The organism is Bacillus sp. EB600 (assembly GCF_024494385.1).
Classification (GTDB): Bacteria; Bacillota; Bacilli; order Bacillales; family Cytobacillaceae; genus JAEVLT01.
In genome coordinates this window covers 13840-37323 of the sequence record NZ_JAEVLT010000014.1, presented here as the reverse complement: position 1 = coordinate 37323, position 23484 = coordinate 13840, and the positions used below count along the sequence as shown (strand labels likewise).

General features: G+C 37.4%; 18 protein-coding genes, 1 other RNA gene and 1 pseudogene. 7 read left to right on the top strand and 13 right to left on the bottom strand.

Annotation, left to right across the window (positions count from 1 at the left end; all coding sequences use genetic code 11):
* Positions 1-2: 2 nt before the first annotated feature.
* From ftsX to JN080_RS15240, 3 genes are read right to left on the bottom strand one after another with little or no spacing between them, the layout of a single operon-like run.
* A complete protein-coding gene (gene ftsX, locus JN080_RS15250; RefSeq protein ID WP_256236864.1) occupies positions 3-896 on the bottom strand; it encodes a permease-like cell division protein FtsX in 894 nt (297 codons plus the stop codon).
* Positions 893-1573 (bottom strand): cell division ATP-binding protein FtsE, encoded by a 681-nt coding sequence (gene ftsE / locus JN080_RS15245; RefSeq protein WP_256236863.1) that lies wholly within the window; start codon positions 1571-1573, stop codon positions 893-895. Before ftsE ends, ftsX begins: the two co-directional genes overlap by 4 nt.
* A gap of 47 nt (positions 1574-1620) precedes the next feature.
* Positions 1621-2844, bottom strand: a complete 1224-nt coding sequence (locus JN080_RS15240; RefSeq protein ID WP_256236862.1) for a glucosaminidase domain-containing protein — start codon at positions 2842-2844, stop codon at positions 1621-1623.
* A gap of 718 nt (positions 2845-3562) precedes the next feature.
* Between JN080_RS15240 and JN080_RS15235 the strand changes: the two are divergent.
* Both JN080_RS15235 and JN080_RS15230 read left to right on the top strand, forming a co-directional pair.
* A pseudogene (locus JN080_RS15235) lies at positions 3563-5149 on the top strand (amidohydrolase).
* A 147-nt stretch (positions 5150-5296) separates the two neighbouring features.
* Entirely contained in the window at positions 5297-5677 is a 381-nt protein-coding gene (locus tag JN080_RS15230) for a hypothetical protein (protein WP_256236861.1), read from the top strand.
* Positions 5678-5751: 74 nt separating this feature from the next.
* On the opposite strand, the gene rnpB is transcribed toward JN080_RS15230, so the two are convergent.
* Positions 5752-6136, bottom strand: an RNA gene (gene rnpB / locus JN080_RS15225) — RNase P RNA component class B.
* Positions 6137-6393: 257 nt separating this feature from the next.
* Here rnpB and JN080_RS15220 point away from each other — a divergent pair.
* Both JN080_RS15220 and JN080_RS15215 read left to right on the top strand, forming a co-directional pair.
* Positions 6394-7677 carry a glycosyl hydrolase family 18 protein gene (locus tag JN080_RS15220; RefSeq protein ID WP_256236860.1) on the top strand — a complete coding sequence of 428 codons (1284 nt, stop codon included), beginning with the start codon at positions 6394-6396 and terminating at the stop codon, positions 7675-7677.
* 68 nt (positions 7678-7745) lie between these two features.
* Positions 7746-9812, top strand: a complete 2067-nt coding sequence (locus JN080_RS15215; protein WP_256236859.1) for a thioredoxin domain-containing protein — start codon at positions 7746-7748, stop codon at positions 9810-9812.
* Positions 9813-9822: 10 nt separating this feature from the next.
* On the opposite strand, the gene JN080_RS15210 is transcribed toward JN080_RS15215, so the two are convergent.
* From JN080_RS15210 to JN080_RS15185, 6 genes are all read right to left on the bottom strand, one after another.
* Positions 9823-10152, bottom strand: a complete 330-nt coding sequence (locus JN080_RS15210; protein WP_256236858.1) for a hypothetical protein — start codon at positions 10150-10152, stop codon at positions 9823-9825.
* Positions 10153-10325: 173 nt separating this feature from the next.
* Positions 10326-11963 carry a PhnE/PtxC family ABC transporter permease gene (locus JN080_RS15205; RefSeq protein WP_256236857.1) on the bottom strand — a complete coding sequence of 546 codons (1638 nt, stop codon included), beginning with the start codon at positions 11961-11963 and terminating at the stop codon, positions 10326-10328.
* A gap of 1 nt (position 11964) precedes the next feature.
* The gene (locus JN080_RS15200; protein ID WP_256236856.1) at positions 11965-12717 is read right to left on the bottom strand and encodes a phosphonate ABC transporter ATP-binding protein; all 753 of its coding nucleotides are present in this window, start codon (positions 12715-12717) and stop codon (positions 11965-11967) included.
* Between the two features lie 14 nt (positions 12718-12731).
* Positions 12732-13643, bottom strand: a complete 912-nt coding sequence (locus JN080_RS15195) for a putative selenate ABC transporter substrate-binding protein (protein WP_256236855.1) — start codon at positions 13641-13643, stop codon at positions 12732-12734.
* A 128-nt stretch (positions 13644-13771) separates the two neighbouring features.
* On the bottom strand, positions 13772-15325 hold the full coding sequence (locus JN080_RS15190) for an ABC-F family ATP-binding cassette domain-containing protein (protein WP_256236854.1): 1554 nt from the start codon (positions 15323-15325) through the stop codon (positions 13772-13774).
* A gap of 201 nt (positions 15326-15526) precedes the next feature.
* Complete coding sequence (locus JN080_RS15185; protein WP_256236853.1) at positions 15527-16633, bottom strand: AbrB family transcriptional regulator; 1107 nt, start codon at positions 16631-16633, stop codon at positions 15527-15529.
* Positions 16634-16974: 341 nt separating this feature from the next.
* Here JN080_RS15185 and JN080_RS15180 point away from each other — a divergent pair, with 341 nt between their 5' ends.
* Positions 16975-18225 (top strand): DHH family phosphoesterase, encoded by a 1251-nt coding sequence (locus JN080_RS15180; protein ID WP_256236852.1) that lies wholly within the window; start codon positions 16975-16977, stop codon positions 18223-18225.
* A gap of 48 nt (positions 18226-18273) precedes the next feature.
* Here the strand turns inward: JN080_RS15180 and JN080_RS15175 are convergent, their stop codons facing one another.
* Positions 18274-19299 carry an LLM class flavin-dependent oxidoreductase gene (locus JN080_RS15175; RefSeq protein ID WP_256236851.1) on the bottom strand — a complete coding sequence of 342 codons (1026 nt, stop codon included), beginning with the start codon at positions 19297-19299 and terminating at the stop codon, positions 18274-18276.
* Between the two features lie 391 nt (positions 19300-19690).
* Here JN080_RS15175 and JN080_RS15170 point away from each other — a divergent pair, with 391 nt between their 5' ends.
* Positions 19691-20674: an acyltransferase family protein gene (locus JN080_RS15170; protein ID WP_256236850.1), complete on the top strand. Its 984-nt coding sequence runs from the start codon at positions 19691-19693 to the stop codon at positions 20672-20674.
* A 143-nt stretch (positions 20675-20817) separates the two neighbouring features.
* Here the strand turns inward: JN080_RS15170 and JN080_RS15165 are convergent, their stop codons facing one another.
* Together JN080_RS15165 and JN080_RS15160 are read right to left on the bottom strand one after the other, a co-directional pair.
* Positions 20818-21333 (bottom strand): MerR family transcriptional regulator, encoded by a 516-nt coding sequence (locus tag JN080_RS15165; protein ID WP_256236849.1) that lies wholly within the window; start codon positions 21331-21333, stop codon positions 20818-20820.
* A gap of 109 nt (positions 21334-21442) precedes the next feature.
* The gene (locus JN080_RS15160) at positions 21443-22315 is read right to left on the bottom strand and encodes a MerR family transcriptional regulator (protein WP_256236848.1); all 873 of its coding nucleotides are present in this window, start codon (positions 22313-22315) and stop codon (positions 21443-21445) included.
* Positions 22316-22554: 239 nt separating this feature from the next.
* On the opposite strand from JN080_RS15160, the gene JN080_RS15155 reads away from it, so the two are divergent.
* Positions 22555-23391, top strand: coding sequence for a DMT family transporter (locus tag JN080_RS15155; RefSeq protein WP_256236847.1), 837 nt, complete (start codon positions 22555-22557; stop codon positions 23389-23391).
* The last annotated feature ends 93 nt before the right edge of the window (positions 23392-23484 follow it).

Sequence of the window (23484 nt, the reverse complement as noted above, 5' to 3'; positions counted from 1 at the left end):
GATTAAATTTTTACTATCCGTCTTAAAGATGAAATGGCTCCCCATATTCCAATTAAAATACCTAAAATTAAAAGACTCAAACAGGAAATGGGAACAAGTCTGGATGGAGAAATCAGCTCAATAAGGGTAATATCTATATATTTATTGAAATAGGTGAAAACTAAGTAGTACCCGACCCCAATCAGGATGGATGCAATCGATGCTCCTAAAAGTCCAATGAGTGATCCTTCTATAAAAAAAGGAATTCGAATAAAATGGTTAGTAGCTCCTATCAACTTTCTTAGTTGAATTTCTTCTTTTCTTGCTAAAACCGTTATTTTTATCGTATTAGTTACTAAATGAACCGCAATGAAGGTGAGACAAATAATAAAGATTGCCCCGATCAAACGAGCTAATTTCGTTGACGTAACTAAGGGACCTACCACATTTTTTGCGTAATCTACTTTATCCACTAGCTTTAGTTTTTCAATCCTTTTCGCTACGGTAGTTATATCCTGCGGCTGTTGGGTTTTAACTACCAATTCATCATTTAAGGGATTGTCCTTTTTTAAAGTTTGAAAGGCTGCCCCTTCATCCCCTAAGTTTTTCATAAAACTTTGAAGTCCTTCGTTTTTTGAAATAAATGTAACAGATGAGACATATTCAAAGGATCGAATGGTATTCGATAAGGCTTTTATGTCATTCGAGTTAGTATCTACAAGGTAGACGTGTATTTCTACATTTTTCTCCACTTTCGTTGTTATATGATTTAAATTTAATAAGAGTAAAAAAGCAACCCCGACGAGGAATATCATAAATGCTAAGGAACTAACTGAAGTAACAGTCATCCAGCCATTTCTTTTAAAATTATTTATTCCTTCTCTTACATGCCGATGCAAATAAGTGTCCTTTTTCAACTTGTAAGCACCTTCCCTTTATAATCACGAAGTATGCTTCCATTATCGATTAAAATGACTCGTTTAGTTGACCGTTTGATAAACTCTGTATTATGAGTAGTCATGACAATCGTTGTACCCTGAAGATTTATTTCTTCAAAAACCCTCATGATTTCCCGTGCTGTTACGATATCTAAATTGCCAGTAGGTTCATCTGCAACAATGATTTTAGGCTGGTTTACAAGGGCTCTTGCGATGGCTACGCGTTGTTGTTCACCGCCTGATAATTCCTTAGGAAAATTATTTGCTTTAGCGGTAAGCCCAACTTTTTCTAATGCTTGAGCCACATTGTCGCGAATAAGATTCACTGGTACTCCGATTGTTTCTTGAGCAAAAGCGACATTTTCATAGACTGTCATTTTTGATAACAAACGAAATTCTTGAAAAACCATCCCGATGGATCTTCTCAACAGGAAGATTTTCTTTGCTTTTAAAGTTGATATCTTTATACCGTTTACAATAATTTCTCCACTCGTTAGCTTTTCTTCTCTTGTAATCAGTTTATTTAGGGTAGATTTACCTGCTCCGCTCTCACCAATGATTAAGACAAATTCTCCTTTGAAGATATGGAGATTTATCTTTTTAAGGGCTTGGACGCCATTTGGATATACTTTCGTTACGTTTTGAAACTGAATCAATTGCTCGAATACTCCTTTCAAATAACGGTTATAGTAAATTACTGAAGTTAAACATCCAATTTCAATAAATCATACTGATAAATAATCTTTAGTAATTTATTTGCATAGTTTGGGTCAGTAGCGTATCCAGCGTCATGAATGCCGTGTGCATAATCTATAATACTAGCAGCATTCTTCAAATACTTTTGATATCTTGGTGTTAATAATAGGTTTGCATGATCCACCATACTATCATAATATGTGCTATAACTAGCAAATTGGGCAGTTGTTACGATACTTTGACCATTTACAAATTCCGTTGTATCCCAATTTACCGAACCCGCTGAGCCTGTTCCTTTTATCCCGAATAAATTCTTTGCTTGAAAAGCGAGACCAGATAAACCATTATAGCTGCCTGAACTTTCTAATATGATTTGACCTAAAGTAATCGAAGCAGGAACTCCTTTTTCCTGTTGAAGTTTTTGGGCATCAGCAATAAATGGGGCGATAATAGAATTTATCAATTGAACATTAGCAGTATGATCGCTGCCATTGTTATTGATTAAAGCAAGGATTTCCGTCCCATTGTTTTGTAACAATTCAAGAGCTAACTTTTTTTCCTGTTCTTCTTTCTCCAGCTGTTTTTTCTTCTCTTCTAAGAAAGTTGACAAAGTTTCTTTTTCTTTTCTGTCGTTCTCTTGACTCGCTTTTATTGCTTCTAATTCAGCTTTTTCCTGGATCGTAGAGTTTTGTAATGCTTTTACATTTTCTTTAATGCCAGTTACTTTGTTTTGATCAGCAATGTACGTTTCGATAAATTGCTGATCACCATTTACGATTTTGTCATAAGAAACGAAATGATCGATAAACTCCCCAAAACTATTAACAGAAAAGATCACATTTAAAAAAGACATTTGACCTTTTGTACGATAATAGGAAGAAACACGGTCCTTAAATTCTCTTTCTCTATTAGTAAGTAAAGTTGTGATTCTCTTATCCTCTTTGTTTAAACTGTCCATTCTCCTTTGTATTTCAGCTAAATCTCCTTCTTTTTTTTGGATATTGGCAGTTGATTCTGCTATTTGTTGATCTAGTTCTGCTAATTTTTTTGTTGTCGCTTCAATTTCTTCCTGAACTTGAAGTTTTTGTTGTGTTACTCCCGATAAATCAGTTTCTATCTGTTGTTGTGTTTGTAATTGTTGATTAGATTGAACCGTTTCAGCACTTGTTGTAAGAGGAACTGTCAGTAAAGTAAGAATACAAGAAGATAACAAATATATTTTTTTATCCATTGTTTATATCCTACCTTTTTTAATTTCTATGTATCATAATTTGTTCAGAGATTTGAATGATTGAATTCCAGTTTAACTCGTAAACCCTCGTTTTTGATAGTAACAGAATTGGGATTAAAAGTAAAAGTACATTTTTGTGGCACCTGCTGAATGATCTTGTTTTACAAACTTGAATCAAGTATATACAACCATCCATGAACACGGCGGGATCTATTTTGGTGGACAGTATTGTTGGGGAAGGAACTACGTTTCATATTCAGCTACCAGGTAGACATTAGGAGCAAATTAAGTGAAAATCTACATAAACGAACATTTATAGTTATTCTTGATATTTAATTCACCAATCTCGGTGCAATTCGTTAATTTTAAAATAATATTTATTATTGAGGCGGTCGGAGCATACATAAGAATTACAAAATAATTATTATTTTGAGAGGATTTATGGTTCGAGTTCTATCTAATTGTACTATGTGCTAAATACACATAACGTATTTAAAAAATCAATGCAGCTAAATGAACAAATGTTCTAATTGTATTGGTTGATTTCTTTTTATAATTTGTTTATGTGAAGTTTATCTTTTAATAATAACCACGAGTAAGTCACTAACCTATGTTTAGTGTCATTTCCATTTGTTAGGGCAAATTAAATAAACACTATTTATGGAGACATTTTGAATGTATATAAGATCATAAATTTACTTAGAAAGGAATCTTTTCTATGAAACAACTTTGGTATGGCGGGAAAATTTACACAATGGAAAACGAAAATGACACCGTAGAGTCAGTGCTAGTTGAGGATGATAAAATTATCGCTATCGGTACATTTGATGAGTTAAGTGATGAGGCGGATGAGCAAATTGACTTGCAAGGTGCCGCGATGTATCCAGGTTTTGTTGACAGCCACCTTCACATGATTTTCCAAGGTGAAAAGCTAATCCGCCTTGATTTAACGAAAGCCACTTCAGCTGAAGAAATGCTTGAAATGGTAAAAGAGGCAGCTAAGAATACACCAACGGATAAATGGTTATTTGGTGAAGGCTGAAATGAAAATAACTTTGCGGATCAACGAATTCCAGCCATATGGGAGTTAGATGCAATCCGTAAGGAACCGGTTCTTTTAACTAGGATTTGCCATCATGTAATCTTGGGCAACACCGCTGCACTTGAAGCTGGCGGCATTTTTGAAGATAGCAACTCCCCTGCAGGCGGTCAAATTGGACGTGATGCTAATGGTAAGTTAAATGGTCTATTATATGACCAAGCCACGAATGCCGTTACTAAAGCCTTACCAAAAGAAGGTGAAGAGTATATCGATTCTTTAACCGCTTCTCTTACCCTTGCAATTGATCAAATGCTTTCCTATGGTTTAACTGGCGGGCACACTGAGGATATGCACTATTTTGGAAAGTTTACGAATCCGTTAACTGCTTTTCATCGAGTAGTTGGAGAAAAACATCACTTTCGAGTGACATTACTGCGCCATAATGCGGTATTCGAAGAAATGATGAAGGCAAATGCAAAATTTGACGAACCATTTATTGAACCTGGAGCGATGAAAGTCTTTGCTGACGGTGCATTAGGCGGATCTACCGCAGCATTGTCCAAACCTTATTCTGATCAACCCGATAATAGTGGTTTATTAATACAAACAGATGAAGAATTTGAAGAGTTAGTGAAGCTTGCACGTCAATATGATGAAGCTGTTGCAGTACATATCATTGGTGACGCTGGGGCAGAACAGGTACTCAATGTAATTGAAAAATATCGATTAACAAATGGTAAAAGAGACCGCTTGATTCATTGCTGTGTTTTGCGTGAAGATTTAGTTGAAAGAATGGCAAAATTACCGGTGGTTTTAGATATTCAACCGGCATTTGTACCATCTGACTTCCCGTGGGTGATTGACAGGCTGGGGGAAGACCGGCTGGACTGGGCTTATCCATGGAAAAAGCTAGTAGATCGCGGGTTGATGTGTGCAGCTGGAACAGATGCTCCTGTAGAAGATATTAATCCTATTGCTTCTATTTATGCAGCTGTAGAGCGTAAAAAACCATTTGCAAATCATGATGGTTATGTACCGGAGGAAAAGTTATCACGCTTCCAGGCTATTCAGCTATATACAAATGGCAGTGCAAAAGCAATCTGTAAAGAAGATGAGCGAGGGTTGATTAAACCTGGCTACCTAGCCGACTTTTCTATTTTTGATCGTGATTTGTTTGATGGAACATCAGAAAATATGTTGGCTGCAAAAGCAGTGAAAACCGTTGTTGCGGGACGTACAGTATTTGATAGAGCTAGAGTATAATTGTCCTATTAGATATAAAAAGAAGATTCAGTACAATTCACTATTTATTTTTTCGCTTATCTACTGTGTTATAATAATAAATGGCAGTAAACCCTACTAATTTTATTAATTAACATGGTATGTAATTTGAGAAAGGTCGTAATAGGAATGGTTTCAGCAAATAAACTCCAAGAAGTAATTGTGCAGCAAGGAAAGAACGTGTTAGTAAGCATGAAGAATTTGAAGCATAGTGCTAAGAAGAAAAGCAAAGAACGTTCTGACTTATTTGAAAAATTTTGTGCGAACAAACATTCATTTGATGTGTATACATATATTGATTCTAATCTTGAACAATTAGCAGAGGTACAAGTATTCATACAAAAATTGGAGTTATTTAGTGACGATTTTGAATGTATTCGTAGAAACTTCGATGCAGAAGTTGACGTGAAACATGCAGAAACTTTGTATGAAGAGATTTTGACTGCATACAATGCGATGGTAAAGGGATTAGGATTTGCGGATGACGCAGTAAATGCAAAAAGATTTTAATCTAAAATTCAAAACACATACTGATCTTATCAGTATGTGTTTTTTTATAAAACGATAAAATCAGCTCATGAAATGGCTGTAAGCCAGGTTTTGTACTTCCGTACTTCAATCGGCAGCAAGCCTTGTACAGGGAAGTAGTAGTCATCTATCTATCGACCAATGGTCGATTCATCCGTTAGGTTCATTTACCGCAGGATGATGCCCCTACCTAATTTGGGTTGCTCGCTCGAGGGGTTTACCCGTTCCATCTTTTCCGTTTCCAGAAAAGCTCCGTCACTGTGGCACTTTCAGGTTGTTCTCAGCATATCCCGAAGGACTTAGCATGATTTCACCGCCGTCAGTCGATAACAGAATCAACTGCCCACCCTTGCAGATGGCACGAACACTACAGGCATCTCAGCACTGTGCGAGCCTGGACTTTCCTCAGTTCCAGTTAAGGAACCGCGACTACTCACCATTTCACGTTTTAATTTGTCCGAAGCGACAATAAATACTATATCACGATCAACGGAATAAGTCTTTAGTAGTTTAATTCCAGTATTACCAATATTGTTTTGTAATTTTTCATGGCCTTGCTTGTCCAAAATGTATTTCACTAACGGATGCTTTCCGTTTAATTATGAGCCCTTTAAAGGAAATGAAAAAATAATTTTAGACATAAGATATGGTCTTTACGGATATTTTGGTAATAAACTGATTTAGGAAGGTGGACGAGGATGTCTGTTCATGTGGTAGGTAGTGGTGAGAATCTGTGGTCTATTTCAAAACTCTATGGAGTCTCAATTAAATCAATTGTTGATGTAAACGGGTTATCATCTGCTGCAGTTGTTGTTCCTGGTCTTTCTCTTTATATTCCAGACAATACACTACCAATACGTGCATATCGGATAAAAGCAGGTGATACCCCTTGGAAATTGACCCAAGAATTTAACTCAAGTCTTTCATTGATACGTACTGCTAATCCAGGATTAGATCTGAATCACCTTCGTATCGATCAGGTTATATACATTCCCTCAACAAAAAAATTAATCATTACTACTCTTGGGTTTTTAGTTCCTTCAGCAAAAACTGCCACTCTTCTTTCTATAATAGATTCACTCTCCAGACAAATAACCTATTTAGCGGTAGTGGCCTACTCATTTACAAATGAGGGTTTTGCTTTTAATGAAGTAGACGATTCCGCAATTGTAGCAAAATGCAAACAAAAAAACATTATCCCATTATTGATGATTAGAAACTATACGGCCATGGGGTTCAATGCAGAGCTGGCAGGAAAAGTTCTGGAAAGTCCAATCTATAGAAAGAATTTAGTGACTAGCATTGTCAAACTTACAACAGATAGAGGGTTTCGCGGTGTCAGTGTTGACTTTGAATTTATTCCCCCAGCAAGGCGCCATGATTTTAATTTGTTCCTAATTGAATTAAAGAGATCATTAGGCAACCTACTATTACATGTGAACGTTCATGCCAAAGCAGCGGATTTACCTACAAATCGGATTGTCGGGGCTTACGATTATGCAGCAATTGGAAAAACGGTTGATCTTATGGCCGTAATGACGATCGATTATGGCTATCCGGGCGGCCCGCCTGATCCGATCGCACCATATTGGTGGGTAGTACAAGTGATTAAGTATGCACTAACCAAACTTAACCCACAAAAACTGCTAATTGCTATGCCGCTATACGGATATGACAAAGATGTCATGACAAATACAACGCAGGCATTATCAGCGCTTGCTGCACAAAATCAAGCGATTTCAAAAAGAGCAACGATTCAATTCGATAATACGGCTAAATCACCATGGTACCGTTATTGGAGTGGCACTAAAGAGAATATTGTTTGGTTCGAAGACATTCGAAGCTATATCGAAAAGTATAACCTTATTGATATCTACAAATTAGTTGGAACCACTTATTGGCAAATCAGTTTGCCAGCACCTCAGAATTGGGCATATTTAAGTAAGAATATAACAGTTGTTAAGAATAGATTTTATGTTTGAGTATTTTATTTTGTTAGGGTTAGGGGTAGATTAACAAAGACGATAATCCATAAAAAGTAGGGTAGCTAATGCCAACTAACAAAAAAACAAATCGGTTAATCGCTGAAAAGTCCCCATATTTGCTACAACACGCACACAATCCAGTGGACTGGTACCCATGGGGGAACGAAGCTTTTAAAAAAGCAAAACAAGAAAACAAGCCTTTATTCGTAAGTATCGGCTATTCAACTTGCCACTGGTGTCATGTTATGGAACGCGAGAGCTTTGAGGATGAAATAGTTGCCGCTCTTTTAAATGAGCGGTTTATTTCGATCAAAGTGGACAGGGAAGAACGACCCGACATTGATTCGATTTATATGAATGTTTGTCAAATGATGAACGGTCACGGGGGGTGGCCACTTAGTATTTTTATGACGCCTGAGAAAGTTCCGTTTTATGCAGGTACATACTTTCCAAAAGAAGCCCGTTTTGGTTATCCAAGATTTAAAGATGTGATCGTCGGGCTGTCAAATAAGTTTAAGGAAAATCCAGATCATATTAAAGAAGTAACTGGGAGTGTTCTTCAGGCACTTAAACCGAACACAAAAAAGAAATCCTCAGCACAGGTCTCAATGAAGGCTGTTGAAAGAGGATTTTCCCACTACATTGACACATTTGATCCAAGATATGGCGGGTTTGGACAGGCACCGAAGTTTCCGATGCCGCATTCGTTAACCTTTCTTTTACGCTATTATGTCTATAGCAAGGATGAAGATGCGCTCAATATGGTTGTAAGAACACTTACAGGTCTGGCAAGAGGCGGGATTTATGACCATGTAGGGTACGGTTTTTCCAGGTATTCAACTGATGAAAAGTTCTTAGTCCCACATTTTGAAAAAATGCTCTATGATAATGCCTTATTAGCGATAGCCTATTTAGAAACATTTCAAGTTACAAAGAATGAACCGTTTAAAATTGCTGCTGAAGAGATCTTCACCTATGTCCTTCGTGATATGCAGCATCATGAAGGTGGATTTTATTCCGCTGAGGACGCGGATTCAGAAGGGGAGGAAGGAAAATTCTATGTCTGGACACCCTCTGAAATTAGACTAGTCCTTGGGGATGATTTGGGCAGTTTATTTTGCCATGTATATGATATTACTGAAAGCGGGAATTTTGAAGGTAAAAACATTCCTAACCTAATCAAAATAGATCTTGATCAATTCGCGGCACAAAATGGACAAGACTTAACCCAGTTGGCTCAAAAACTCGAACTGGCCCGAGGAAAATTATTTGAACACCGAGAAAAACGGATACACCCATACAAAGATGATAAAATTTTGACATCCTGGAATGGGTTAATGATTGCTGCCCTTGCTAAGGGAGGACGAGCTTTAGCGAGTCAGGACTATATTCTTGCTGCCAAAAAGGCTATTGAGTTTATTGATCATCATTTGTTTAAGAACGGGCGGTTGATGGTTCGCTACCGCGAGGGTGAGGTAAGGAATAAGGGATTTATCGATGATTATGCTTTTCTTTTATGGGCGTACATTGAAATGTATGAGTCAACATTGGAGCTTGATTATATCGAAAGGGCAAAGAATTTAACAAAAGAAATGGTTGATTTATTCTGGGATGAAGAAGAAGGTGGCTTTTTCTTTTATGGCAGTGATAATGAGGAATTATTGATACGCCAGAAAGAAGCTTATGATGGGGCAATTCCATCCGGAAATAGTGTCGCAGCAATGCAGATGCTTCGTCTGGCTCGTTTAACAGGTGAATATCAATTAGAAGAGAAGGTGCAGCGGCTATTTGATGCCAACGCAAAACAGCTCACTCAATACCCTGAAGGACATGCTTTTCTTCTGCAGACTTATCTGATGACGCAGATGGGAATGAAGGAAGTCATTGTGTTGAAATCAAAGAACGATAAGATCGCTCAGTCATTAATAAAGGAGCTTCAGACAGGATTTCATCCAGAGGTAACATTCCTTGTTAGTGAGGATCAAGAAAAACTTGCAACAGTGGCTCCGTATACAAAAGATTACCACCCGATTGACCAGTCAACTACCGTTTACGTTTGCGAAAACTTTATCTGTAATAAACCAACCACAGATATTAATGAAGCAATTGAATTAATAAACAAAAAGAAATGACTACCGTTAGTCATTTCTTTTTGTTGCTGTAGTCCCAATACTTGAGTTCATCAAATTGCGAAGTTGGTATTTTTTTCGTTACGTTTCCTGCCGCATCTTTATACACTTCATATTCGCGGTATGTTTCTACAATATACCCATCTATCTTTTCCTTTCTTACTAATTTTTCTTCCATGTCTGGTTTATCTGTGGACACACTTTGATTCAAAGGCTGGGCAACAGCTGGTTCATCAGCGGTATATGAGTAATTTTTGTTAAGAAAGGAAAAAGGCGAATCCAGATAGGCAGTAACCCCAAGAATGAGGATCAACATTAATAGTAATAAAGGTTTCGTTTTCATGTCATCGTGCTCCTTTAAATCTATCTGATAACCATTCTATGCAAATAGCAAAGTGAGATATGACAAGCCTTATGAAAGTTTCTTAATACCATAATTAAACTAAAAAATTGTAATTAAAAGAAAAACTCCGAGCATTAAAGTTTACCCGGAGATTTTATAATATATCTGTTTTCTTATTTAGCGGCCTTTCTTGTACTTTCAGATGCGAAGTCAGCAATAATGACGAGGATCATATAACAAATTAATAGTAGACTTAGCTCTGTATATTGGAAGTAACTCATGCTTAGCTTGAATTGCATGCCAAGACCACCGGCACCTACAAATCCAACGACAATCGTTGTTCTCATGATGACCTCCCAGCGGTATAAGATATAAGTGAGAAATCGAGGCATAACGATCGGAACAATGCCGTAAAAAAGACTTTGAGCCCTAGATGCGCCTGTAGATGCTAAGTTACGAATTGGTCTGGGATCCATATCCTCAACAACCTCAGCCCATAACTTTCCAAGAATTCCAAAGTTGTGGAGGGCAAGTGCAAGTGCTCCTGGGAGGAGTCCTGGTTTAAAAATGAAAATAATCATCATCGCCCAAACTAACTCGGGAACAGATCTTGAAAAAATATAAACGATACGAACAATGTAGAATAATATACAACTATACCATTTTTTCGATGTGGATAATGTTCCGTTAGCAGCGTTTCTTGCCGCAGGGATCACTGTCAAGAATGCTGCAATTGTTGCAAAACCAATTGCCATTAGACTCATTTCTAACGTTTCAAGAGTTAGCTTTAATCCATCTTTCCAACTTTTACTGTCTAAAAAAGCCGGGTGCGGATCATTTAACCCTATAAGCCCGCCAAAAAATTTTTTAGCATATTCAAAGTTTTCATTAGAAAGCAACGCAAATAAGCTTACATTCTGAAAAGCTGCAATATATAACCAAGAGCCAATGATTAACAACAAGGTAAACAGAGAAGAGACCCACCCGGAAACTAATTGTTTATAATCATTGGTTTCAGAAAGTCCACTTCTCACCAGATTGCTCCAACCATCAACAAATATGACAAGAACAATTAAGTAAAATATATATGTCCATACTTGATCATATTTTAGATCTTGCAAAGATAATTGAATTTGATAACCAAGGCCACCCAGTCCAACAAAACTCATAATCGCCGAAGACCGAATGGCACATTCAAAACGATACATTGTATAACTGATCATATCCGTCCAGACTAAAGGAAGATAGCCATAGACTAGTATTTGCAGCCTCGAAGCGCCTGCAGTTTTTAACGCTTTAATAGGCTCCTCCTGGGCATCATCTAACATATCAGCAAAAATTCTTCCAAGAATGCCGCCATAAGGAATGGCAATAGCCAAAATAGCAGCATAAGGGGAGAGACCGACTGCTGCTACAAACAGCCATGCCCAAACAAGTTCGTGAATAGATCTGGTGAATCCTAATATTCCTCTGAAGAAAACTTTGGAACAGAACCGTGCCGTTTTTGTTGAAGTTAATGTACCAGATGCCAATATTCCAACGATAAAAGCATAAATAATTGCCAATGACATTCCAGCAACGGCGTAAGCAAGCGTAATCCATGCTGATGATAATCCAAGTAACAATATGTCTGGTGTCAAATCGGGATGGATGAGTCCCCGGAAAATTTGTAGCAGTGTAACCATACCGCCAGGGTGAAATAAATCTGCATTCCACCTAATGGAGAATAAACTCCAAACAAATATGCAAATCAACAGTAAAGTAAGAATGAATTTTCGGTGCAATCTTAAGGATGGAACAAGCTTCATCATCTTATTCTTGCTCCTTAATTTGATAAAGGTTAGTTAACATGTCATCGGTTACCTTTTCTGTTGGTAAGTCAAAAAATAATCCGCCGTTTTTTAAGGCAATGATCCTTGTGAAAAACTTACGGGCATATTCAACGGAATGCATGCTGGCAATCAATGTTTGATTTTCTTCAGTTACTAGTTTTGTCAGCATAGTTAAAATATCCTCCGCTCTGGCCGGATCGAGGGAGGCAACAGGTTCATCCGCTAAAATTATTTCCGGATTTTGGACTATTAATCTTGCCAGTGCCACACGTTGTTGTTCACCGCCCGATAAATTGGTTGTTCGTTCGTATAGTTTATTTGCCAGGCCTACACGGGTGAGAGCTTTAGCAGCAGCATCCTTTTCTTGCGGGATTACCAGCGAGAGAAGAGATTTAAAAAACCCCCATTCTGATAATTTACCTGCTAGGACGTTATGAACAACCGCAAGCGGACCGATAAGATCAAATTGCTGACGGATTACGCCGACTTTTTTAGCAAATATTTTTCCACTTTTGTATTGAGAAAGTGGCTTTTCATCGATGATGAGCGTGCCTGATTCTAATGTAACCAATCCTGCAATCGTATTGAGGAGAGTCGTTTTACCTGCACCGCTTGATCCTATCAAAGCAACTCGCTCACCTTGATAAATAGTAAAAGAAAGGGAAGATAAAGCTATCTTCCGCTCAAAGTGTTTCGAAATTTGGTTTGCTTCGATTATGATTTTTGAAGTCATTATTTTTACACCTACTACTGAACCATCTTTAATTGTTTTGCAACCTTTTCAATCTTATCGTAATTTTTGTTTTTCGTTTCTATGAACTTGTCAGTTTGGAAGAAGTCTGTAATTTCTTTTTGCTTTGTTGTAATCGATAAAAGGGCGCTCTTCACTTTTTGATTTGTCCCTTTGCCAAATACTTTTTCAACATTACTGTTAATCATAAAGTTATAGTCATAATAGGGAGGGGTTGTGTAAAAAACCTTTACTTTATTTGTATCAACTTTTTTATCCTTTACAGCTGCCTGCCACACGGCTTCATTTAAAGCGCCAGCATTAAATGCACCAGATTCGACTAACTTATAAGTCGTATCATGTGATCCAGAAAAGTTAGGTTTGCCATTGAAATCTGTATTTGGATCGATTCCGGCTTCTATTAGATAATAACGCGGCATTAAATGACCTGATGTTGAACTTTCACTGCCGAACGTAAAGGATTTTCCTTTTAAATCTTGTAATTTGTTGATTGGTAATGAGCTTTGGGCAATAAATACAGAGTGGAACTGTGCATCACGCGGACGCTGGACAATTGATTCTGCTCCAGGGACAAGATTCCTTGCCTGAACACTCGTTAATCCGCCAAACCATGCTAAATGAATATCACCGCGCTGAAAGGCAGTAACGAGTGCAGCGTAATCAACAGAAGGGACAAACTCGACCTTCATGCCTGTTTTTTCACTTAAGTAATTAGCAACAGCTCCCATACCTTTACTTAAATCAGCCGCGTTCTGATCAGGAATTGCGCCAATTTTAAATACTTCTTTTGATGTCGTCTTTGTTGCTGATTCCTTTGTTCCTTTATCTTCTTTTTTCTCAGCTTGACCGCAGGCGGCCAAAGAAAATGCTAGTAATACGACGATTAGTGCCGAAAACCATTTTTTCATAAAGTACTCACCTCTTAATAGAATTAATTATGTAAAAACACACTTTGTTAATTTTACAGTATTAGTATGGATTTTCAAACCTTTACATATCAAACAAAAAAAATCCCCCAACGGAGGGGGGATGAAAACTAAACCGTTTGTTGGGCCCATTCTTCAACATTCCAGACTTTTGTTACCCAATCTTCGTAAAAGTCCGGTTCATGACAAACCAAAACAACAGTTCCTTTGTATGCTTTTAATGCACGTTTTAGCTCTTCCTTTGCCGTGATATCAAGATGATTGGTCGGCTCGTCAAATAAAATCCAATTGCTCTCATTCATGAGAAGCTTGCAAAGACGGACTTTTGCTTGTTCACCACCGCTGAGCTGGTTTAACGGGCGGGATATATGCTCATTTTTCAGACCGCAGCGGGCAAGGGCAGCCCGTACTTGACGTTGATCCATTGACGGGAAGGCATTCCAGATAGCATCAATAGGAGTAATCGATTCGGCTTTTACTTCCTGTTCATAATAAGCAGGGAAGAGGAAGTCACCGCGCTCTGTTGAACCTGATAATGGTTGAATCTTACCAAGCATTGTTTTAAGTAAGGTTGATTTTCCAACCCCGTTACACCCGATAATGGCAACTTTTTCTCCCCGTTCAATCACTATATCCATTTTTGGAAGCAATGGGTGAGAGTAGCCAATTTCTAAATTCTTCGCCTCAAATACATAGCGGCTGCTTGAACGGGATTCTTTAAATTCGAATGTTGGCTTTACCGCCGTTTCTGGACGGTCAATCCGCTCCATACGGTCCAGCTGTTTCTGGCGGCTTTTTGCCCTTCCAGTGGTAGAATAGCGTGATTTGTTCCTCGCAATAAAATCTTCCTGTTTCTTTATAAATTCCTGCTGTTTCTCATAGGCGTTAATATGTTGGTTTTTATTGATTTCGGCAAGCTCCAAGAATTTTTCGTAACTTGCTGTATAACGGGAAAGTTTAGAAAATTCAAGATGAAAAATAGCATTTGAGACAGAATTCATAAACTCAGTGTCATGGGAAATCAAGATAAACGCATATGGATATTCCTTTAAATAGGAGGACAACCATTGAATATGTTCCACATCCAAATAGTTTGTCGGTTCATCCAGTAACAAAACCTTCGGCTGCTCCAAAAGAAGCTTGGCGAGAAGAACTTTAGTACGTTGACCGCCGCTCAGTGCTGCTACATCCCGCTCTAAACCGATTGCATCAAGGCCTAATCCGCGGGCTGCCTCTTCTATTTTCAATTCCAAGCTATAAAAGCCGCCAGCATCAAGAGCATCCTGAATTTCGCCCATTTTTTCTAAAAGGTCTTCAAGCTCCTCCGGAGTGGCATCAGCCATTTTTAAAGTAACCTCGTTTAATTCTTTTTCTTTTTCAAAAAGTGGCAAATAGGCATCACGTAAAACATCACGCATTGTTTTACCTGGCGTTAAAACAGTATGCTGATCCAAATAGCCATAATGAGTACCAGGTGTCCATTCTACCCGGCCGCTGTCATGAATCAGTTGGTTTGTAATTATATTCATTAAGGTGGATTTACCAACGCCGTTTGCACCGACAAGTCCTACGTGATCTTCAGCAAGTAATCGAAATGAAACGTCTTTAAATAAAGTCCGATCCCCAAATGTATGGCTTAAATTTTCAACAGTTAATAGACTCATTTTTTATAATTATCCTCGCTTTGTAGTATCAGAATTTAATCTAGCGCCATTCCTACTCAGGCGCATCCGCTTTTCTTTATAATAAACCCATTTTCATATAATACTAAATTTTTTAGGTTTCGACTAGTTTTACATTGGAAAAACAAATCTCTTTTTATTGGTAAATTGGTATAAACCACCAAAACTGTTGCCTCAATTTAGTTAAGCAGACTTTGCTGTTTTTCGAACGACTTTAGTAAACAAATACCTTAGGACAGGTGGGACAACAAAATAAATGAAAAACAAACGAAATAGTTGGTATCCAGTCACCATTGCTAAATCAGCATGGATTTCATGGGCAAGAATTCCTACTTGATCCATCCCGCCTGGCGCTAAGCTTAATAAACTTGTAGAAGGCGTAACAGGGTCCAGATGAATGAGTATCATACTTAATCCTACAGAACAGCCAATCATGACGATTCCACTCAAAAGAGCAAGTGAAATGATTTTTGCTTTATGCTGCAATTTTTCCGGTTTCAGTAATAAGCCGATGTATCCTCCAATCATGAATTGTGAAAGATCTAGAACTGATGTCGGTAAGGCTGATCCATGTAAACCAGAAAGACTAATGATTGCCGTTCCAAGGATTGGACCTACCAGAAATGGAGCTGGGGATCTCAGCTTTTTTCCAATTATAGCAAAAGCAATACAAATGGATGCAAACAGAATGATGTTCGGAAATAAGGGGTCAGCTGATTGCATGGAATGAGTAATTACGTTATTAGCTGAGATTGCTTGCCCATTATTAAAAAAGGGGCTAAATGCCAGAAATGGAACGATGAAAATAATCATTATTACTCTCGCAACTTGGAGAAAGGTGACGGTGGTGATGTCAATCCCCTCCATGTCTTCAGCGAAAATAATCATTTGCGAAAGTCCCCCTGGGATGCTTCCTATCAGCACGGTAGGGTAGTCAACTCCCGTAAGCTTGGAGACAACAAATGCAATTCCAGCACAAAGAAGGATGAGAGACGTGGTCATTACTACAATAGATGGTAATTTTACGAGTATTTGGAGAACAGCACCTCTTGTAAAGGACAAGCCGATCGAATAACCAACGATAATTAACCCGATCTCCCGAATGAATTTTGGCCAAAATAGATGGATTTTTCCAAACCTTGAGCCAATCAGCACTGCAGTCATTGATCCAAGTAACCATGGAATCGGTGTTTTTATAAAACTAAACAGCAGGGCACCGCTAAAAGCAATGCAAAGTGTGATAACAAAATTTTTTAATGGATGATCTTTTCTTTGATTAATTTTTTCCAAATAGATCCCTTCTGACATGTTGGATTGTTTCTTTTCATTATAAAGTTTATCAATTATTTTTCTATATATAAATAAAAAAAGTGATATTTATTGCTTTTGCGCTGAAATACATTAATGAATTAAACTGTTGAAATCTTCCTATAATTTGATAAAATGAGAGAGGATAAACTTTCTAAGTTTAGACCTCCTATAATTTGGAGCTTAGCTTTGACCGCTATGCTCTGTTTTGGCCTCCTGAATTTAGATTCAGAGGCATTTTTTTTGCTTTGTTTTCCTTTTTAGTATAAAATTACTCGTTTCAAACCAAACTAACTTTTATGAAAAAATGGATGGTGGTAAAGATGATAAAGCTATTTACTGATATTGATTTGGATGGCCTGGGATGTGGGATCTTAGCAAAACTTGCATTTGGAGAACGAGTAAATGTTGCATATTGTTCGTATCGCAACTTGAATCAGCGTGTTGAAGCATTTATCGATAATCCTGAGCATCAGGCAGAAGAAATGTATATTACCGATCTTTCTGTAAGTGAAGCAGTTGAAAATAAATTGGCCAAGCGTTTTAATGCAGGACATCCTGTTAGTGTCATTGATCATCATGTGACAGCCCTGCATTTTAATAACTATGCATGGGGACATATTAAGGTTGAATATGATTCAGGAAAAAAAACGTGTGCTACTTCGTTATTCTATGATCACCTAGTGGAGCGAAATGTGCTAAACCCGACCCCATCAATCACGGAATTTGTTGATTTAGTACGCCAGTATGATACGTGGGAATGGGACGAAAATAATAATATAACAGCTAAACGGTTGAACGATCTATTTTACATAATGGACCGGGAACATTTTGAGGAGGAGCTACTAAGAAGAATTTCCCAGAATCCAGATTCCTTTTCCTTAACAGAGACTGAAACGCTGATACTGGATATCGAAGAAAATAAAATAAACCGGTACATCCAATCAAAAAACAGGCAAATCGTCCAAGCCTTTGTAGACGAATATTGTTGCGGAATTGTTCATGCCGAGCAATATTTATCCGAATTGGGAAATGCTTTAAATAAATTAAATCCACACTTGGATATGATCGTGTTAATGAATGTCAGCGGAAAAAAAATGGGATTTCGAACAATTCATGATGAAGTAAATGTAGCAGAATTTGCAAAAAGATTTGGCGGGGGAGGGCACCCGAAAGCTTCTGGAAGTGAATTATCTCACGATGCATTTGCTAAATTTGTTGTGAATGTCTTTGAACTTCCAACAATAAAGCCTGATCCGCTTCGCAATGAACTAAACTTAAAGGATGCTGGCTTTGCTACTGTTTTTCAAAATAGAAAAAAGGAAGTCTCCTATATTACATCACAAGAGAATCGCTCTTATTTGGTGTTCCATAATGGGAAGCAGATCGAGCAAACGTTTGAAAACTTTGAAAACGCTGAGCGGTTTATTAAAAGAAATTTCGGTACTTCCCTATGTTTTGATGATGAAAGTGTAAAGCTGGTGGCAGGGTCCTTGTCCATTGATTTGGCAGAAGTAAAGGGAAAATATCAACTTTATCTGAACAAAGTGATTGACCAATTAAAGCAGAAATGAGAAAAAAGGCAGCTCTTGTTTAAAAAGGCTGCCTTTTTTATATCCAAATTATCTTTTTCTAGCTTCGACAATTTCAGCGACCAATTCATACGAGTGTAATCTGGCCTGGTGATCATAAATTTGTGCATTTACAATGATTTCGTTCGCATTTGTTTTGTTTAAGAAAGTATGAAGTTTAGGTTTAATCGTTTCCGGACTGCCAATGAACGTTGTCTGAAGCCGCTGCTGTAACACTGCCTTTTCGTAATCGTTTGCCAGTTCATAAATATTTTCAACCGGAGGCTGCAATTGAACACGGTTATTGCGGATTAAGTTTAAAATGTTCTGCTGCAACGATGTTGCCAGCCATTGTGCTTCTTCATCCGAATCCGCGGCAATGATGTTTACTCCGACCATAGCATAGGGATTGTTTAATTCCTCCGTAGGCCGAAAATTTCGTCGGTATATTTCCAGGGCCTGCAATGTATTTTCAGGCGCAAAATGGCTTGCAAAAGCAAATGGTAAGCCTAACAGCCCTGACAATTGCGCACTGTAGCCGCTCGACCCTAACAACCAAATCGGGATGTTCAAACCTTCCCCTGGAATTGCCCGAACAGGTTTATTTTCTGAAGGTAATGGGGGAGCAAAATACCCCCGAAGTTCTTGGACCAACTCAGGGAAATCCTGTCCATTACTATAGATGTCCCGTCGCAGTGCGTTTGCAGTTATTTGGTCGGTACCTGGTGCACGTCCAAGTCCAAGATCAATTCTTCCCGGGAACAACGATTCGAGTGTTCCGAACTGTTCAGCAATAACTAGCGGGGCATGATTTGGTAACATGATTCCACCGGAGCCGACTCGAATCGTGCTTGTTCCTGAAGCAACATAACCAATGACAACTGAGGTTGCTGAACTGGCTATTCCAAAAGAGTTATGATGTTCGGCCAGCCAGTATCGATTGAAGCCCCATTCTTCTGCATGACGCGCTAGATCCAGTGTGTTTTTTAACGAATCAGCTGGAGTGCCACCCTTGATAATTGGAGATAGGTCTAGTATTGAATAAGGAATATCGTTTAAATGCATTTGATTAACCATCAATTCATCTTCTTTCTTAAAGGTATTACTAACAGGGAGTTGAATTATTCCAAATAAATTTTACCAGTTATTTTTATTCTCTCAAAATAATATGGTTTCCTAGTTTCCTTTAAAAGATTAAATCAAGAGAAGTGTTTACTTAAGCTTTAGTTTGTAAGCTTTTTATAGAAAGATTTTCAGCTGATTTGTAACAGGTACGAAACGCTACGTTAACTGTTTCTTCATACGGCTGTCATATTCATCCTGTATAATAAGGCATAGTACCTTAAGAATGATGTAATATATTTCAGTTGGAATTTTTAGCTTTACTATGATAAAGTAAAAAAACAGATTTATGGTAAGATAATTATAGGAAAAACCTTTTTGTGAGAAAATCTTCGAGGTGATTGGAGTGGCTTCGTCATCAAAAAGGAGTCAATATTTTGATAATGCAAAATTCATTTTGATTTTTTTAGTTGTGTTTGGACATGTTATTAGTCCATTAAAAGGAAAAGATAATCTACTTTCCACATTGTACACGTTTATTTTTCTCTTTCATATGCCAGCATTTATCCTGATCTCTGGATATTTTGCAAAAGGCTTTCGAAAAAAGGGCTATGTAAGAAAAGCTTTTAAAAAAATATTGATTCCTTATGTGATATTTCAAGTGATCTATTCGCTCTTTTATTTTTGGAATGGTCAATCAACTGCCGTTAAGATTGATTTATTTCATCCTCATTGGACGCTTTGGTTTTTATTAAGCTTATTTTGTTGGAATCTATTATTATATGTTTTTGCCCGGTTAGGTTGGATTGGTTTTTTTATTGCTGTTGCTCTAGGAATTGGCATTGGCTATGTTGACAATATTGGCAGTTTTTTAAGTTTGTCAAGAACATTTGTCTTTTTTCCTTACTTCCTGCTAGGGTTTTTATTACAACGCGAACAGTTGACTAAGATTATCCGAAATAAAATTGCCTTTCCAATTGGAATTTTGATTATGATTGTTACAATTATCATCTCAGCAAGTTTACCAGAAGTCTCGCTCACATGGATGTTTGGAGACACATCTTATGCCGGGATGGGAAAAGAAGAAATCATTGATGGATTGATTCGGGTCTGCCAATATGCAGGGACTTTAATTGTTATCTTTGGTTTTTTAGCTTTAATTCCATCGAATCAATATAAAGTAACAGTGATTGGTCAACGAACTTTGTATGTTTATTTATTTCACGGGTTTATTATTAAGACTGTAGACACAATAGTTCCTGAAAAGTTTTTAAGTTTTGTTTCTACACATTATCTTTTGCTAATTTGTTTTTCACTTGCAATCTGCATTTTTTTAGGCAGTTATTTAATAAAAAAATACACTTCTCCAATAGTCGAATTAAGGTTGTAAAGGGGGAAAACAAAGGCAGGATCATCATTTGATCCTGCCTTTGTTTTCGTCTTCGTTTAAGAACATTACCGCCAGAAAGGTAGTGCCGATAGTCGCCCATCAATTAGTTAATCCCGTTAAACTGGCGCTTTAGCTTTTTATACTCAAAACCCGAATAATCCGCTGACAAAATTCTTTTTCTTTGCTTTCCTTCCTTTGTCTACATGTTCAAGGACAGGCGCTTTTTCATTACTTGGCTGAGTTTTCAATTGACTTTCGAGGGTGGCGATTCTATTTATTAGGTTTTTTATTTGGTTTTGTAAATCTTCTATTTCTCTGCGGTGTTGTATGAGTTGATAGGAGGTAACCGAATCTGCTTTTGCATTCAATCTCGTCTCCATTTCAGACATTTTTGTAGATAACATTTCAATAGCTTGATCGTTCTTGGCATCTTTTAGTGCACCTTGCCTTGACTTTTTTTCATAAAGTGGTGCAATATCCTGGAGCAAGACACCTTGCTGAATTTTATGGTGAATTTGTTTTATAAGTTCAATGTCTTCGTCTTTAAATAAGTAATGACCACGTTCATTTTTTTCCATTGGCAGCCCTAATTGCTTTACCCAGCGTTGGATGGTACTTATTGATACACCTAATAATTTAGCAACTTCACCTGTATTCAATATAAATCCCCCCATCTGAATGAATTCATTGCATGGAACAAAAACAGGAATACAAGGATCGATTAGTCGCAAAGGCTAAATATAAGGAAGAAGAAAAAATCAATGAATTTTACCAAAATTTCCACCATTTTCGTTCTTTAGCTGAAGCGGCAACCCTAAAGCTTGACAGCATGCCTTGAAAAGCAATTTCACGCTGTCTTATTTCGCTGCGGAGATTTTCATGGTTGGCAACAAAGTATTCACGATCTTTCTCAAGGGATTCTACCAGTGTACCGATTTCATTATTTGTAACATCAATATAATGTGATAGTTCCTCGGAGGTTTCAGCAAGCTGCTTTGAAATTGAATAAAATTCTTCCGATGTTTCGAATGCTTGATCTGTTAATGTTTTTTCTAGTCTGCTAAATGTTTTGTCAGTGACATCAGAGGTTTTTTGAACGGTAAAGTATAATTCCTTAATCTCCTCCTGAACATTGGCACTTGATTTGTAAAGGGAATCTGAGAGTGTTTTTACGGTGGTAAAGGTCCCTTTCGAAATTTCTTTTTTAACCTCTTCAACTACTTCGGTCCGAACAACGCTTCTAATTTCTTCCTTTACTTCATTTAAGAAAGATTGTTTATATTGATCCATGGTCAAAAAGAACTGATCTTGGTTCCATTTTGAGAGGTCATTTGAAACTGAGGGTTGTTCCTCTATTTCAGACAGAACAGGTAATGCCGAGTCGAAAACAACACTTTCAGATTTTTCAAGGCTTGGCAGCTGTTGCAGGAGCATATTGCGAATTTCTACCTTTCCCAAATTTTTTGCTTCCCAATCTTTTATTTCGAGCAGCTTGTTTATTTCATCGTCTGAATAAATGCGTGCACCTTGTTTTGAACGTGGAATAACGAGTAGGTCGCTTAAGTCCTTTTCCCATTGCTTTAAGGTGCTTGTTGAAACATTTATTATTTTTGAAACTTCTTTTAATGTATAGGCTCCCACTTTCATTTCACCCTTCCATTTATGTCTAATAGATATATCCTTGGATAGTAATTCACCATGCAGTATCCCTTTTTCCTGCTTACAGACAAAAGTTATCAAAACAAGACTATTTCATATAAATAGCAACATTTTTCACGATGATTTTCCAAATCATTAGAAAAATTGACAAAAAAGTATTGTAAAATAGTAAAAATGAGGATTATCATTAAAGGGAAAATCAAGGGGAGAGAAGGTTTAGCATGTGGATTGGGGCCGCATTTATTACAACAGTTAGTTTTGGAACAAACAATACCATTTTTAAATGGAGTACAGGGAATGGTCTCTCAAAAGTACATATTCAATTTTTCTTTTATTTTGTTGCTTTTTTACTTACACTTGGCTATGCAGTCGTAATCGGGTCTTTACACTTGAACGTAATGACCATTTTACTGGGTTCGTTGATTGGAATATTAAATGCAAATGGGAATATTCAAATGTCAAAAGCGTTTGAAAAAGGTCCGGCGAGTTTAACATCACCAATCATTGGAACAAACGTATTTTTACCTATTTTGAGTGCTGCGATAATTTTCCACGAACATATAACGATTCTGCAGTGGATAGGGATTATCATCATGCTTGGTTCTGCGGTAATCATTCAATATGCGCCAAATTCAAATAGCAATATAAATTATTTGCCATGGGTTATTCGGGTCATTTTAGCGATTATTTCTTTTGGGGTATTAGGCATTTTAATGAAAACAACATCCTATCTGCATATTGATTCTTTAAATACTTTAATCGCAATGTACGGTGGGGGAAGCATCTATTTAGCGGTTTGCAGCATTTTTGGTAAAGAGAAATGGAAGCGATCAGAGGTAAGTGTTGGAACTGTTGTGGGTTTGATCAGTGTTATAGGGTATAGCAGTTATTTTTATGCTTTAGAAACGGGAAAGGCAAGCATCGTCTTTCCGATTGTGAGCCTGAATTGTTTAGTAGTCGTTTTTGCAGGATACCTGCTTTTTAAGGAAAGATTGAAGTTGTACCAGATTATTGGGGTTTTTTCTGCTTTATTAGGAATCATTTTTACGAAAATTTAAAGAAAACTCACTGATTTGCAAGCACCTTAAGGGCGAAGTAAGAGGCGTAATTGCTCTTATGCGAAATAGGAAAGAAAAAATGCAGTACGGATA

Bases quoted from the DNA above. Each gene is read 5' to 3' on its own strand.
- JN080_RS15155 (WP_256236847.1), top strand. From the start codon at position 22,555: ATGTGGATTGGGGCCGCATTTATTACAACAGTTAGTTTTGGAACAAAC.
- JN080_RS15190 (WP_256236854.1), bottom strand. From the start codon at position 15,325: ATGAGTCTATTAACTGTTGAAAATTTAAGCCATACATTTGGGGATCGG.
- JN080_RS15195 (WP_256236855.1), bottom strand. From the start codon at position 13,643: ATGAAAAAATGGTTTTCGGCACTAATCGTCGTATTACTAGCATTTTCT.
- JN080_RS15220 (WP_256236860.1), top strand. From the start codon at position 6,394: ATGTCTGTTCATGTGGTAGGTAGTGGTGAGAATCTGTGGTCTATTTCA.
- JN080_RS15200 (WP_256236856.1), bottom strand. From the start codon at position 12,717: ATGACTTCAAAAATCATAATCGAAGCAAACCAAATTTCGAAACACTTT.
- JN080_RS15215 (WP_256236859.1), top strand. From the start codon at position 7,746: ATGCCAACTAACAAAAAAACAAATCGGTTAATCGCTGAAAAGTCCCCA.
- JN080_RS15240 (WP_256236862.1), bottom strand. From the start codon at position 2,844: ATGGATAAAAAAATATATTTGTTATCTTCTTGTATTCTTACTTTACTG.
- JN080_RS15205 (WP_256236857.1), bottom strand. From the start codon at position 11,963: ATGATGAAGCTTGTTCCATCCTTAAGATTGCACCGAAAATTCATTCTT.
- JN080_RS15180 (WP_256236852.1), top strand. From the start codon at position 16,975: ATGATAAAGCTATTTACTGATATTGATTTGGATGGCCTGGGATGTGGG.
- JN080_RS15230 (WP_256236861.1), top strand. From the start codon at position 5,297: ATGGTTTCAGCAAATAAACTCCAAGAAGTAATTGTGCAGCAAGGAAAG.
- JN080_RS15210 (WP_256236858.1), bottom strand. From the start codon at position 10,152: ATGAAAACGAAACCTTTATTACTATTAATGTTGATCCTCATTCTTGGG.
- JN080_RS15175 (WP_256236851.1), bottom strand. From the start codon at position 19,299: ATGGTTAATCAAATGCATTTAAACGATATTCCTTATTCAATACTAGAC.